The organism is Paenibacillus glycanilyticus, assembly GCF_023715145.1.
Taxonomy (GTDB): domain Bacteria; phylum Bacillota; class Bacilli; order Paenibacillales; family Paenibacillaceae; genus Pristimantibacillus; species Pristimantibacillus glycanilyticus_A.
In genome coordinates, this window is record NZ_JAMBNP010000006.1 from 164,663 (window position 1) to 178,555 (window position 13,893).

The window sequence follows — 13,893 nt, forward strand, 5'->3', positions numbered from 1 at the left end:
AGCGCAATGCCATTAAGTCAGCTTAACTTAATGGCATTGTCGCCGAAGCGAAAGCCTTTTTCCTTATTAATCCTCGTCTTCTTCGTCCAGAAGGCCGAGGCGTTTTTGTTCGAGATAAAGCTCCGTCGCACGGTCGCGCTCGCGGCCTTTCTCCTTCAGCCGCTCGATTCCCGGCTGGATTAGAATATCAACTTCCTTTTGAACAATATAAGACAAATCATGCCGCTGTTGGGATTCCAGAAACGACCCAACTTCCATCAATGCTTTGTAACGATCAAGTTCATCTCGTTTTAACAACCCTACAACCTGTACGCTGGCGTGGCGCATTACAGGAACTTCCCTTTACGCAATACGAGCGGAATGCCGCCGATAATGAACAGGTAACGCAGGTCGATCATTTTTTTCAGCCAAGCCGCCATGCGTCCTTTGTATTTCTTGCCGAAAGCGATACCGATCGCTTCGCCTTTGCCTAGCGATGCCACGGTGCCCTTGTTGCTGAACACGAACGACTTCAGAGGCTGGTTGCGGATTGAAGCAATCAGGTTATGCGCGCATACAACGCCTTGCTGCATCGCGATTTGCGCTGTTGGCGGGTACGGACGGCCTTCCGGATTAAACATCAGGGAGTTGTCGCCCACGATGTAGATATTCTCGTGACCAGGCGCGCGCAGGTTGTCGTCGACCTTCACGCGTCCGCGCATCGTTTCAAAGCCCGCATCCTCAATCAGACGGTTGCCGCGGATACCGCCGGTCCAAATAACCGTCTGCGATTTGATCTCTTCGCCTTCGCCAACGACGACGCCGTCAGGCGTGCACTCTTTGATCGCCGTTCCGATGCGGAACGTAACGCCTTTTTTCGTTAATACGTCCATCGCGTATTCCACGAGTTCAGGGTCAAAGCCAGGAAGAGCGGTTGGCGCTGCTTCGATATTATAAATTTTCACGAGTGCCGGATCCACATCGAACTGCTTGCACAGTTCAGGAATGCGGTCGGACAGCTCGCCAATGAATTCGATCCCGGTAAAGCCCGCTCCGCCAACGATAAACGTCAGATAATCCGTGCGATGCGGCTCGCGCTTGAAGCGCGCAAATTGATACTCGATATGCTCGCGGATCAGGCGGACAGAGTTGATGCTTCGGATATTCATCGCGTATTCGCCAAGTCCCGGGATGCCAAAGGTTTCAGGCTCGCCGCCAAGACCGATGACCAGATAATCATACGAAAGAGTTCCGTCTTCAAGGATAACCTTTTTGTCCTGCGGGCGAATTTGCACGACGGTCGATTTCACGAAGTCGATCTTGAATTCGTCAATCAGCTTCGAAATGCTGACGCGCGCATTCTCAGGATTATCCGTTCCCGCAGCAGGCATATGCAAATGCGTAGTAATATAATGGTAGTCGTGCTTATTCACTAATGTGACGTCAGCCTCGTTATAGTTAAGTTCTTTTTGCAACCGCAGCGCAGTAAGCACACCGCCGTAGCCAGCTCCTAAGATGACAATTTTGGGTATGTTGCTCATCGTATGATCCCATCCATTCCTTAGCTTGTTTATGTGTCTTTTTGTTTGTGAAAAATTACACAATCCGTGCTGGATCTATATTTCTTTACCAGCGAATTGTGTCATTTTTTGGTCCGATTATCGCTCCGATTGAACGCCCCACTATCGCGTTGCCAGCCTCTATATGTTCTGTTGACTGGTCCAAATCCGGCGCCATACATACAATACATCAGAAATATTACATAGTTTTTACTTAAACTTCAAGAGCAAAATATACGAAAAACTTTAGAGCAGCATACAAATTAAATATTTCCTTCTTCGAAACGGGAGGCATATAATAGGAAGCAGATCATCATTTTTTTGGAGGTGCTTTCCATGTCATCCGTTCAAATGCAAGATAACCTTGTAGATATTATCATTATTGGCGGCGGACCTGCCGGTTTGTTCGCGGCCTTTTACGGCGGAATGCGCCATGCATCCGTCAAGATCATTGAGAGTATGCCTCAGCTTGGCGGTCAACTTGCGGCGCTTTATCCGGAGAAGTACATATATGACGTGGCCGGATTTCCAAAAGTTACAGCCCAAGAGCTTGTTGATCGACTAATTGAACAAATCGGCTTATTTCAGCCGGAAGTATTATTAGAAGAAAAAGTAGCAGAAGTTAACAAACAAAGCGAACGGTTATTTGAAGTCATAACCAATAAAGCCGTACATTATGCAAAAGCCGTTATAATAACGGCAGGCGTTGGCGCTTTTGAACCGCGCAAGCTGGAGCTTCCGGAGGCGGTTCAGTACGAGAAGAGCAACCTGCATTATTTTGTTGGCGATCTGAGCAGATTCAAAGGCCAAAACGTTCTTCTCACGGGAGGAGGAGACTCGGCTGTCGACTGGGCGCTTATGCTTGAGCCCATTGCCGAGAGCATTACGCTGGTGCACCGCCGCGATAAGTTCCGCGCACACGAACACAGCGTTGAGAACCTGATGAACTCGAAAGTGAATGTTCTGACACCCAAGGAGATCACCTCGCTTCATGGCGACGGCCGGATCAGCCGCGTAACCCTTACCGATGTCAAAACAAAGGAGCAAACCGAGCTCGATGTGGACGCCGTAGTCGTCAATTACGGCTTCGTCTCCTCCCTAGGCCCGATTGCGGAATGGGGAATCGAGATTCAAGGCGGCTCCATTGTGGTCGATACCCGGATGGAGACCAGTGTCAGCGGCATCTTCGCTGCCGGAGATATAACGACTTATCCGGGCAAGCTGAAGCTGATTGCCGTTGGCTTCGGAGAAGCCCCCACGGCCATTAACAATGCCAAGGTATACATTGATCCGGAAGCGAAGCTGTCGCCGGGTCATAGCAGCAACATGAAGCTATAGATTAAATAAATACGACAAGGGTATCCTAACGTTGGCGATTCATTCAAGTGCAGGCAAGATGCACGAAGCCAAGGAGGATACCCTTATGTTTTGTCCTGTATGCAATGGCTTGCAGCCGATTAACGCGGCTTGCGCCAATTGTGACCTAGCGATGGAAGATTGGGGCCGAATGACAGACTGGATTGGTCCTTACGCACCTTACGTGCCACTAGAGACAGATATGACTTCATTAGATCAATCGGCCGATGATAAAAACTGCCTACATATTGTATACTGCCCGTCCTGTCAGCGGACGGTTGAGGCTGCCGTTGCGGAATGGGGGTCTCCCCATTAAACGACGTTGGATGCGGCAGCCTTGCTAATTTGCCTTCTCTTCATCTCAAGCTGCAGCATTCGGATGAAGTCGTCTTCCAGCTTGTACTGAATCGCGGCAAGGTAGGTGTCTTCCAGCAGCTCGTCTGACAGCAGCTCCATTACTGGCACACTTCCTTTCTTCCTAAAGTTTCCTAAGCTGCTCCCATCGTAACATGCCCTTTTCCCTTCAACAATGGCCCTCCTTATACACATATCCTTGTGGACAGGCTGTGTATGAGATGTGAATATACGTCGAAAAATGAGGATTAGACACAGTGGATGATGTGGATACATTTATACACAGCCTTTTTTTTCCAATACTCCGATAAAAAACTTTAATCGAATTCCCTTCCCCCATTAATGGAATATATTGAAAATCTGTTCATAAGCTTATAGATTCAAGCTGAAACAATGTGAAAAGCGCCTGGCAGTTCAGTGACTGCCAAGCGCTTTTCCATAAGCATAATATAGAAAAAACTTGCGTGTTTTAATAAGCGGTTATCTCCCTTATTGAGGCCTTGTATTCACCTCGAAAATCCATATCTTGCCGTTCACGTCTATCCCGTAATCAAACCCTAGTTGTCCGATTCCAGGGAACCTTTCCTCCAGCATCCTTGTCGACATCACGGTCAAGTCGCGCATTTGCTGCTTTTTCTCTTCAACCAGTGAAGGAGACAAGGATCTGCGTATCCCTTCCGCTGCCGTGACCATCGTACCTCCCTGACAGAGGTTAGTGACGAATAACCCCGGTTTGGCAATCCTTCCAACCATAGAACGGTATTCCCATCCCGCTTCCGTCTTCACGTATTTCACCCGGTAATCAATCGGACGCCTGCCGACCTTCGCCAGCCGAATTCCCTTCTGGATGAGATATGGGCGATTTTTGCGTTTCTTGTCGAGGGCTGACTTCAACGCTTCAAAGCTTTTAAATTCATGGGTAGTCGAATGGGAAGTATAGCTGTAGCTTGCGCCCGTCTTCCATACCTTAATTACCCCATGCCCTCCTGTTCCTATAATCGGCTTGATGACAACCATTTGATGCTTGCTCAGCATACTTCGCAGATTACCGGCGTTAAACCGCTTCGTTGGAGGGATATGAGGGGCAATAGACGGGTTTGCGAGCAGTGCCGCCTGCTTCGCCCATTTGTCAGCGACTGGCCGGCCAAGATGATCATCCATACTATCAATCTCCTTTCCTGTACTAATAGGATATGAAGGAGAAATGGTTGTCTCTTGGATGATTGTCCACGCCAAAGAAGGGAGCTAAGGCATAAAATACCTTGGCTCCCTTTCTGCTGTCCCTTACTCGTTATTCTGTTTATTCATGGCCGCTTTCAGCGCATCGGCCAGACTATTGGACAACGATACATTATCGCTGTATTGATCTATCATCTTCTTCTGCTGGTGTTTATTAATCCTTCCGCCCTGCTTATCGCCAAGCATCTCTATAACGTTGCACGGCCTGCACTGCGCATATTTGCCCGCTTTGCCGTTATGAATCTCCATCTTCTTATGGCATTGCGGACAACGCTTATTGGACAGCGCCGGCTCAGCTTGACGGCGGTAGCTGCATTCCCGGTCGGAGCAGACAAGCGACTTGCCGCGCTTGCCCTTCACTTCCATCAGCAGCTTGCCGCATTCCGGACAACGGGAATGGGTCAAATTATGCGGCTTGTATTCCTTGGTCTCATTCTTGACCGCAGAAACCCACTTGCTCGCCTGCTCCCGGATCCCCGCCATAAATTGCTTGGCGTCTCCTTTCCCGTGCGCAATCGATTCAAGCTCCCGCTCCCACTTCGCCGTTAACTCGGGGCTGCGCAATTCGTCTACCACCAGCTCAATAAGCTGCTTGCCTTTTCCCGTGGGAACAAGACGGTTCTGGGATCTGTCGATCGTTTCGGTAGAGAGCAGCTTCTCGATAATGTCCGCTCGCGTAGCCGGTGTACCCAGGCCATGCTTCTCCATCTTCGAGAGCAGCGAGGCCTCCGTATAACGGGCCGGCGGCAAAGTGCGGAGCTCCTTCAAGCGGCTTTGTTTGACCGAGACAGGCTGGCCTTGCACAAGCTCGGGCAGCAGCTGCTCCGGTGTACTTCTATCCTCACTGCGTCCGCCTTCATCCTCGTCCTCGTCATCGGCCGCAAATCTCGAATCGCCGCCCGCGTAAAGCTCCTTCCAGCCGATATCCTTCTGGACTTTCCCCTTCGCATACAGCCGGTCTTCCCCGATGGCAAGAACGACGCTTGTCTCATCATACGTATAAGGCGGATAGAACAAGGCGATAAAACGGCGCACAATCAGATCATACAGCTTGCGCTCGTCGTTGCTCAAAGCGGATAAATTCACGTACTCGTCGGTGGGAATAATCGCATGGTGGTCACTAACCTTGCTGTCGTCGACGAACCGCTTCGTAACGGTCAGTTGTCCCCGCAGCAGCTTGCGCGCCAGCGGCGCGTACGGTCCGACGGCAACGCTCTCAAGACGTCCTTTAAGCGTTGGCACGATATCGCTCGACAAATAACGCGAATCCGTGCGCGGGTAGGTCACAAGCTTATGCTGCTCGTACAGCTTCTGCAGAACGTTTGACGTCATTTTCGCCGAGAAGCCCAGCCGCTTGTTCGCCTCCCGCTGCAGCTCGGTTAGATCAAAGGCCTGCGGATGAGGCTCCGACTTCTGGGTCGTCCGAAGCTTGTCGACCTTGGCGTTCTTCCCTTGCATGCGTGCGATTACGGCTTCCGCATCGCTCTTGTTCCACAGCCTGCCGTCATGGGAATCATTCTGGCGCCATGCTGCCTGGAAGGCTCCCAGATCCGCCGTAACGGTCCAATAAGGCTGTGACTGGAATTCGTTAATCTCCTTCTCGCGATCGATCAGCGCCCCAAGCGTAGGCGTCTGAACGCGTCCGGCAGCCAGCTGGGCGTTGTACTTAACCGTTAGGGCACGCGTTACATTCAGGCCGACCAGCCAATCCGCTTCTGCCCGGCAGACCGCCGAAGCGTACAGGTTATTGTACTGCTGGCCGGGCTTAAGAGCCTTGAAGCCGTCTTTGATCGCTTTGTCCGTCTGGGAAGAAATCCACAGCCGCTTAAACGGCTTGCGCCAATGGACAAGCTCCATAATCCATCTTGCAACAAGCTCGCCTTCACGCCCCGCGTCGGTGGCGATAATCATCTCTCCGATATCCGAACGCTTGCAAAGCTGCGCCACGGCCTTGTATTGATGCGACGTCTCCCGCATGACCTTCAGGTTCATCTTGTCCGGGAGCAAAGGCAGATCCTCAAGATTCCACGTCCGGTACTTCGGATCGTAATCCTCCGGCTCTGCTAACGTAACCAAATGTCCGAGGGCCCAGGTAACCACATAGTCCGGACCTTCCATATAGCTTTTATGTTTGCTGCTGCAGCCGAGAACGCGCGCAATTTCCTTTGCTACGCTTGGCTTTTCTGCGAGCACTAATGATTTCATTCCCAATCCCTCTCTCCAGACCGTAAATTCTTGTACAAGTATACTAGAAAAGTCGCGGCGAGACCAATGCCGGCTGCACGAATCCGCCTTATTTTACCCGGCAATTACCGGTGTGATATAGTAGTTTCACGGATGAACTCAACCTATAAATGGAAGTAAGGAGCTGTGCATGTGAGAGCTAGATTTATTCCTGTTATTACGGTTTTCCTTCTGTTATTCAGCCTCGTGAACGGGTATATCGGCTGGAACGGATGGGTATACCTGTCCACGCTGTTCGACCTGAAGCATGCCCTGCCGTACGGCATTATCGTGGGTATCCTCTCCTTCTCCTGGATCATCGGACGGTTAGGACAGCATTCGGCTTCACCGTTCCGCCAGATTGCTTATTTCCTGAAACACATCGGCTCCTACTGGTTTGGCGTCATGCAATACGGCCTGATGATTCTGCCGCTGGCGGATCTGATCGTCTGGCTGCTGACTCTCGCCTCCGTGGAATATAAGACGGCAGTGGCTTCTGTCGGCACGATTACCTTTGTACTCCTCGCTTCGATCCTCATTCGCGGCGCTTGGAACGCCTGGACTCCTATCGTTCGTAAATACCAGCTGACGATTCCAAAACACGCCGGCACTTTCGATAAGCTCCGGATCGGGGTGGCCTCGGATATTCATCTTGGCACGGTTGTCGGCAATAAGCATCTCGAACGGCTCGTCCGCCATATGGAGGAGATGAAGCCGGATCTGATTCTTCTGCCCGGCGACGTGATTGACGACAGCATCGATCCCTTTATCCGCCGCAACATGGCTGCCACGATGAGCAAGCTCAAGGCACCGCTTGGCATCTATGCCGTGCTTGGAAATCATGAGTATATCGGCGGACATATTGACCAATATATCGCCCAAATGAACGCAATCGGCATTCGCGTGCTGCTCGACGAGAACGTCCTTATTCAAGACAGCTTCTACATTATTGGACGCAAAGACCTGGCCGCGAGGCACAGCGATCCGGAAGGCCGTCTTCCGATCAGCGAGCTTGCTGCCCATGTAGACAAAGCTCTTCCGCTTATTATGATGGATCATCAGCCCTCCGATCTGGAGCAGGCTTCGTTAAACGGCATTGATCTCTCCTTATCCGGTCATACCCACCGCGGGCAAATGGCGCCCAACCATCTGATAACCCGCCGCATATTCGAGCTGGATTGGGGCTATAAGCTGAAAGGCAGCCTGCATGCTATCGTATCTTCAGGATTTGGCTCCTGGGGACCCCCGCTCCGGCTGGGCAGCCGTTCGGAAATTATTCAGGTCGAGCTTGCGTTCAAGCCCGGGCAATAAGCGGCTCGCGGGAGATGAAACCTTTTCAACCACCGCTCGTATAAACGTTGCAATCAGCTACCCTATTTCAGGAGGGAATTCCTACTTATGACAGATTCCTTATTTGATCGATTAATGGCAGCGAAGGAACGCAAATATGAGCTGGACAAAGCGGTGCGCAGGCAAAGTCAATTCCGCTCCCGATTAAATGAGCTGGAACGGCAAATGATACGTCTGGAGCTGGATCTGGAGTCAGAGCAGGCCGACGTGGACAAACTCACGAAGATGACTCTGACGAATCTGTTCCATACGCTGCTTCGCAGCAAGGACGAGCAGCTTGAATTGGAGCGACAGCAGGTGCTTGCCGTTGCTCTCAAGCTTCAGGAAGCCCAGCAGGAACGCGACTTGCTGCAGCAGGAAATCACGCAGGCAGGCGTCATCATTACTTCTAACGGCAATGCCGAGAACGATTACTACAGACTGTTTGGCGAACAGGAGCAGGCGTTAAGAAGCATGCCCGATAAAGCCGCCGAGCTGATAACGATGGAAAGCGATATTACAGCTCAGAAGGCTGTCGTCCGCGAACTGAATGAAGCGTTCTCCGCAGGCAGGCGGGTGCTTGCTTCACTGGAGCCTGCAATAAACAGTCTGGACAAGGCAATCAACTGGGGCGATTGGGATACCTGGGGCAACGGCGGACTTATTTCCACGCATATAAAGCATGAGCATATCGATGATGCCAAGGCGTCTATCGCGGCAGCCAATCATGAGCTGAAGAGCTTTCGGGATGAACTGGCAGACCTGAAGCAAAATCTTAACATCCAAGTCGACATCAGCGGCCTGCTGAAGTTTGGCGACTATTGGTTCGACGGACTGATTACCGACTGGATCGTGCAGCAACGGATTAAAGAGACGCAGGATAGAACCTGTGAAGCGGCTCATCAAGTAAGAATCGTCGTGAATAAGCTGCAATCCGAGTACAAATCCGCCGAAGGAATTCTAAGCGGCCTGCAGACCAAACGCACTTCATGGATGGAGCAGCAGACAGCCATATAAAAAAAAAAAAAACGGCCGGCGCCTTAAGCGCTGGCCGTTCCTCTATTCAAACCTTTCGAATAACTCATGCTTGCCAGCAGGAAATAAATCGTCTGCATGACAACAAAGATGCCGATAATCACAAGCGAGTACAACCACACGCTGGATTCCATCAAGCCGTCCAGCGCCTTCATGGCAAACAGCGCATGAATCGTTCCGACCAGACAGGGCAGATAAAATATGATGGCGATCTGCGTCACCGTTATTTTTCTGATCTCCTGACCGGTCATGCCAATTCGCTTCAAAGCGCTAAACTGCGCCTGATCCTCCTGCAATTCGGTAAACAATTTGAAATAAATCAAGCTGCCCGACGCGATAAAGAACAGAAGACTAATGAACAAGCCGATAAACAGCGTCAGAGAGCTTGTTTCTTTCATGTTCGCAAAATTATCCGCGCGATTGCGGTTGATTTGCCCTTCAAGATCCTCCGGTACCTGCAGCTTCTTAATGGCTGCGCCTGCATTCTCCCAATCCTTCACTTCATAACCGTACCAGACCAGCCGCTCGTTCTCCGGCACGCTCGCCATCAACAGCTTATAGTCGCTGTCCTCCACGATAACGGTCATCCAGTTCTTATCCGTCTGGTTCATCACGCCGTCCGACGGATCGGGCGATACGGCATAATCGAAAGCCGTGCCCTGCACGGTCCCCTGCATCCGTTCAATGGGAGGGCTGAATGATCCCGGCATCGCTACCGTATCCGGCTTCAGCTTTATTTGCTTTTTCCCTTGTGCTGCCGCCAAACGGTTATAGTCGGACTCCGAGATCATCATCGTCTCCGGACTATAATCGATATTATCGCCATTGCTCCGTGTCAGCTTAATATCTGCTACGCCAGCCCCCGCAACTATCTTCTCATCCGTAACCGGATGGCCTGCTTCGCGAAGATGGGTCTTCAGTTCTTCGGGATCAATCACCGCATGGCTTTGAAGTCCCTTCTCCATCACGGCAACAGCGTAAGGATAGAACTGAAAAATCTGTTGTTTGGAGCTGATCTGCATTAAATAGAAGGTACCCGATGCCGTTAATATGACCGCGCTCATGATGGACACCATAAACAAGATGCGTGCGTTGTCCTTCAATTTATAACCAAGCTGCGACAGCACAACCATATTCGTCCGGTTATAGAAGACGGAATGACGCTTCTGCAAGAACCGTATCAGCAGCACGCTGAACTGCGTGAACAGGAAGTAGGTTCCGATCATGACCGTAACCAGTATAAGAAGCGCCATATAGAAGAAGTTAAACGGACTTAACAGCAGCGCCATCGTATATCCCGCTCCAAGCGACAGCAGGGCCAGAGCAACAAGCCAAGGAGAGAACAAGAGCTGTCCCTTAGGCTTGCGGCCTGCCTTGAAGAGCTCGACAAGCTCGGCTTTGCCGATTCGCAGGGAAGTAAGTACGGCAATCGCGACAAACAATACGAAGAATCCGAGGCCCGTAATCCCGATTGCCTTAAGCGGTGCCGCGAACGGAATCGGCTCCGTTACTTTAAGGAAAACAGACAGCGCCATAAAGAAGAGCTTGCTGAACAGCATGCCAAGCCCGATTCCTGCTCCGATGGACAGAAGAGCCAGCGCAATGCTTTCATAGATAACCAGCTTTCGAAGCTGGGCTTTGGTCATCCCGAATAAAGACAACAGGCCAAATTCCTGCTTCCTTGTCTTAAGGAAGGCCGAATTGGAATACAAGACGAACAGGAACGAGAAAATCCCGATAATATAAAGACAGAACATCATTCCTCTTCTGACCTTGGATGCCTGCATGATATGCCCGCTTACGACGTCAGGATGATAAATAAACGACGAGTACATATAGAAGATAAGCACGGAAAACACACAGCTGAGGAAGAAGGCGCTGTAGGAACGCCAATTTCCCTTCATGTTACTAAGCGCGAGCGAACGGAACGTCATCGAAATTACCTCCCAATACACTCAGGGCATCCAGGATCTGCTGGAAGAAGGCTTGACGGTTCGTCCCCCTCCGGATCTCCGAGAACAGCTTGCCGTCTTTAATAAACACAATCCGTTTGCAGTAGCTTGCGGAGAACGGGTCATGCGTAACCATCAGGACCGTGGCGCCAAGACGCTCGTTCATGTCCTTCAACGCGTCCATGACATCCTTGGCCGCCTTAGAGTCCAGGTTCCCGGTAAGCTCGTCGGCCAGGACAAGCGCAGGCTGATGGATGATTGCCCGGGCAATAGCGGCACGCTGCTTCTGTCCCCCCGACACTTCATAGGTCCGCTTGTCGAGAATGGCATCAATGTTGAGCAAAATCGCGAGCGGCTTAAGCTTCTCCTCGATAACGCGCGGCGCTACGCCTTCCAGCACCAGCGGCAAAATAATATTTTCCTTGATTGTCATCGTATCGAGCAGGTTAAAGTCCTGGAACACAAAGCCAAGCTCTCTGCGGCGGAACAGCGCCAGCTTCTTGTCGCTAAGCTTGCCCGGCTGCACGCCGTTAATTTCAAGCTCTCCGGATGTTGGGCGGTCAATCGTTGCCAGCAGATTAAGAAGGGTTGTTTTCCCGCTGCCGGATGGTCCCATTACGCCAACAAACTCTCCCGCTTCAATATTCAGATCAATATCCTCAAGTGCCCGGTAGGACAAGTTCCCCTTCGAATGATAGATCTTTCCAATCCCTTTCGTCCGCAATACGCTCATCGTAATAGCCTCCCTATGATTCACCATGGTTCGTTTTGTTTCATTATGGACTCAGTATAGCTCCTCGTGCCTGCATGAACCCATCGATTTACCTTTCAATTGGAGGCTTCAAACCTTACGATTTTGTCATGTTGCATCACTTAACGAAGCAGGTGGATTCCTTCGGGGCGGAAAATAACCGTAGCCGTTGTGCCGGAGCCAGCCTCCGATTCGATCTGAAGCTCATGTCCCAGACGGCCGCATACCTGCTTGGCCAAATAAAGCCCCATGCCCGTCGATTCCTCAACGGCCCGTCCATTCTCCCCGGTAAAGAACGGGTCGAAAACCCGGGGCAAATCATGCGCTTCGATTCCAATTCCTTCATCTATAACAGACAGCTTGGCGCTGCTCAGATCCGGCTCCTGTTCAATGCGGATAACAAGCTTTTTCGAGCCCGGCTTTCTCTTCGAATATTTGATGGCATTGCCAATCAGCTGATTCAGAATAAACGTCAGCCATTTCTCGTCCGTTTCGGCTGCGGCTTCTCCTTCTATCCTCGGAAAGATCGCATGCCGGATGCATAGCTGCTTATGCGCGTTAATGACACTGCGGGCCGCTTCGTGCAGCGGGACGGAACGGGGATGCAGATCAAATTCAATCTTGTCGAGCCTTGCCGTATGAAGCATCATGTCCAGCCCTCTTGTCATTCTTCCCGCTTCTTCCCGGATACTCTGAAGCCTTTCCGTATCTCCATGCTCCTCATCCCGCTCCTGCAGCGCCTCTTGCACAAGCAGATCAATAACGGATACGGGAGTCTTCATATGATGGACCCATTGCAGGACAAAATGATTATGCTGCTCCTGCTGCCTGCGGTATTGGCTGAGCTCGGTCAGATAAGCCCCGTACTGCGCGGCAAGCAGCCGCTGTACGGCTATTTGCTCTCTCGTCACACCGGATGTAATCACCATGGAGGCTTTAAGCTCCGTTCCATGCTCAATGGCATCCTGAAGCTGCTTGTAATAATTCCTCTGGCGGAGAAAATCGACCGCTAGACCAACAAGCAGCAGAAAAAAAGCCAGCTCGGCGTAGTAATATACAAGCCCCGCATCCGCTCTTCCCTCATAACGCAGCTTGTCCAGAAAGAACATCGCGCAAGCCATAGCGGAACCTGCTATATAAGTCGCGATTATATATTTGCGGTCCCAGAGGTAAGAACGAATCATGCTTTGGCCTCCCGCAGCGCATCGGCATTCAGCCGGTAGCCTTGCCCGCGGACCGTCTCAATCGCCTTTTCTATTCCGATTTCCTCCAGCTTCTTGCGCAGACGGGTAACGTTAACCGTTAACGTATTGTCGTCTACAAACTGCACATCATCCCATAAGGCTTCCAGCAGCTGTTCCCTTGCCACAATCTCGTCCGGACGCTTCAGGAAGGCTTCGGCAAGCAGCCGCTCGTTCTTGGTCAGCTCCGTCCTCTCCCCCTGCCATTCCAGCTCATTGCGGCTAAGGTTGAGCCTCAAGCTGTACAGCTCAAGCTCGGCCGAAGCAGCTGAGGCGGCCGAAGCCGCCGCATATTCCCCGTATGCCCGCCGCAAAGCGCCCTTCACCTTCGCAAGCAGAAGATCCAGGTGGATCGGCTTGGGCAAATAATCGTCTCCGCCGTTTTCAATGGCCATGACCTGATCCATCTCCCCTTCGCGGGCGGAAATGAACAGAATCGGGACGTTGGATCTTGTCCGTATTTGCCGGCACCAGTAAAAGCCGTCGAAATAAGGCAGATTGATATCGAGCAGGACTAGATGCGGCTCATAAGCCGCAAACTCTCCCAGCAGATCCTTGAAATGAACGGCCCTTTGCGCCTCAAACCCGTATTTCTCCATCGTAGATTTCAGAATAGCTCCTATTTTGTCATCGTCCTCGATGATAAATATCCGGTACATGCTGATCTTCCTCCTCCTGCTAAAAAGCATCCTTATTAATGGATACTTCTGTAAAACCAACCCATGTCATTTTAGGATAGCAATTTCGACATTTTCAATCAACCTAGGTCTTTCTTCACAAAATCATTACAATTTCTAAATAATGGGATAATAATTCGCTGTTAGACTAGCTTTGAAATCGAAATAGTTCCGACGCGGCTTGACGGGGGGATAAAT

General features: G+C 51.1%; 13 protein-coding genes. 4 read left to right on the plus strand and 9 right to left on the minus strand.

Annotated features, from left to right (window positions below; translation table 11 throughout):
* Positions 1–66 precede the first annotated feature (66 nt).
* The gene (locus M3194_RS18110) at positions 67–327 is read right to left on the minus strand and encodes a hypothetical protein (RefSeq protein ID WP_251655489.1); all 261 of its coding nucleotides are present in this window, start codon (positions 325–327) and stop codon (positions 67–69) included.
* A complete protein-coding gene (locus M3194_RS18115; protein WP_251655490.1) occupies positions 327–1,520 on the minus strand; it encodes an NAD(P)/FAD-dependent oxidoreductase in 1,194 nt (397 codons plus the stop codon). The genes M3194_RS18110 and M3194_RS18115 overlap by 1 nt, the downstream gene beginning before the upstream one ends.
* Before the next feature lie 354 nt (positions 1,521–1,874).
* Between M3194_RS18115 and M3194_RS18120 the strand changes: the two genes are divergently transcribed.
* Both M3194_RS18120 and M3194_RS18125 read left to right on the plus strand, forming a co-directional pair.
* Positions 1,875–2,876: an NAD(P)/FAD-dependent oxidoreductase gene (locus M3194_RS18120; protein WP_251655491.1), complete on the plus strand. Its 1,002-nt coding sequence runs from the start codon at positions 1,875–1,877 to the stop codon at positions 2,874–2,876.
* An 85-nt stretch (positions 2,877–2,961) separates the two neighbouring features.
* Positions 2,962–3,210, plus strand: coding sequence for a hypothetical protein (locus M3194_RS18125; protein WP_251655492.1), 249 nt, complete (start codon positions 2,962–2,964; stop codon positions 3,208–3,210).
* Here M3194_RS18125 and sda read toward each other — a convergent pair.
* The 3 genes from sda to M3194_RS18140 form a co-directional block, all read right to left on the minus strand.
* A complete protein-coding gene (gene sda, locus M3194_RS18130; RefSeq protein WP_251655493.1) occupies positions 3,207–3,350 on the minus strand; it encodes a sporulation histidine kinase inhibitor Sda in 144 nt (47 codons plus the stop codon). The genes M3194_RS18125 and sda overlap by 4 nt on opposite strands.
* Before the next feature lie 387 nt (positions 3,351–3,737).
* Positions 3,738–4,409 carry a YheC/YheD family protein gene (locus M3194_RS18135; protein ID WP_251655494.1) on the minus strand — a complete coding sequence of 224 codons (672 nt, stop codon included), beginning with the start codon at positions 4,407–4,409 and terminating at the stop codon, positions 3,738–3,740.
* Between the two features lie 123 nt (positions 4,410–4,532).
* On the minus strand, positions 4,533–6,692 hold the full coding sequence (locus M3194_RS18140) for a DNA topoisomerase III (protein WP_251655495.1): 2,160 nt from the start codon (positions 6,690–6,692) through the stop codon (positions 4,533–4,535).
* Between the two features lie 171 nt (positions 6,693–6,863).
* On the opposite strand from M3194_RS18140, the gene M3194_RS18145 reads away from it, so the two are divergent.
* Together M3194_RS18145 and M3194_RS18150 are read left to right on the plus strand one after the other, a co-directional pair.
* Positions 6,864–8,021 carry a metallophosphoesterase gene (locus tag M3194_RS18145; RefSeq protein ID WP_251655496.1) on the plus strand — a complete coding sequence of 386 codons (1,158 nt, stop codon included), beginning with the start codon at positions 6,864–6,866 and terminating at the stop codon, positions 8,019–8,021.
* A gap of 87 nt (positions 8,022–8,108) precedes the next feature.
* Positions 8,109–9,056: a hypothetical protein gene (locus tag M3194_RS18150; RefSeq protein WP_251655497.1), complete on the plus strand. Its 948-nt coding sequence runs from the start codon at positions 8,109–8,111 to the stop codon at positions 9,054–9,056.
* A 23-nt stretch (positions 9,057–9,079) separates the two neighbouring features.
* On the opposite strand, the gene M3194_RS18155 is transcribed toward M3194_RS18150, so the two are convergent.
* From M3194_RS18155 to M3194_RS18170, 4 genes are all read right to left on the minus strand, one after another.
* Positions 9,080–11,008 (minus strand): ABC transporter permease, encoded by a 1,929-nt coding sequence (locus M3194_RS18155; RefSeq protein WP_251655498.1) that lies wholly within the window; start codon positions 11,006–11,008, stop codon positions 9,080–9,082.
* Complete coding sequence (locus tag M3194_RS18160; RefSeq protein ID WP_251655499.1) at positions 10,983–11,759, minus strand: ABC transporter ATP-binding protein; 777 nt, start codon at positions 11,757–11,759, stop codon at positions 10,983–10,985. The genes M3194_RS18155 and M3194_RS18160 overlap by 26 nt, the downstream gene beginning before the upstream one ends.
* Before the next feature lie 140 nt (positions 11,760–11,899).
* Positions 11,900–12,961 carry a sensor histidine kinase gene (locus M3194_RS18165; RefSeq protein ID WP_251655500.1) on the minus strand — a complete coding sequence of 354 codons (1,062 nt, stop codon included), beginning with the start codon at positions 12,959–12,961 and terminating at the stop codon, positions 11,900–11,902.
* Positions 12,958–13,677, minus strand: a complete 720-nt coding sequence (locus M3194_RS18170; protein WP_251655501.1) for a response regulator transcription factor — start codon at positions 13,675–13,677, stop codon at positions 12,958–12,960. The genes M3194_RS18165 and M3194_RS18170 overlap by 4 nt, the downstream gene beginning before the upstream one ends.
* Positions 13,678–13,893: the final 216 nt, after the last annotated feature.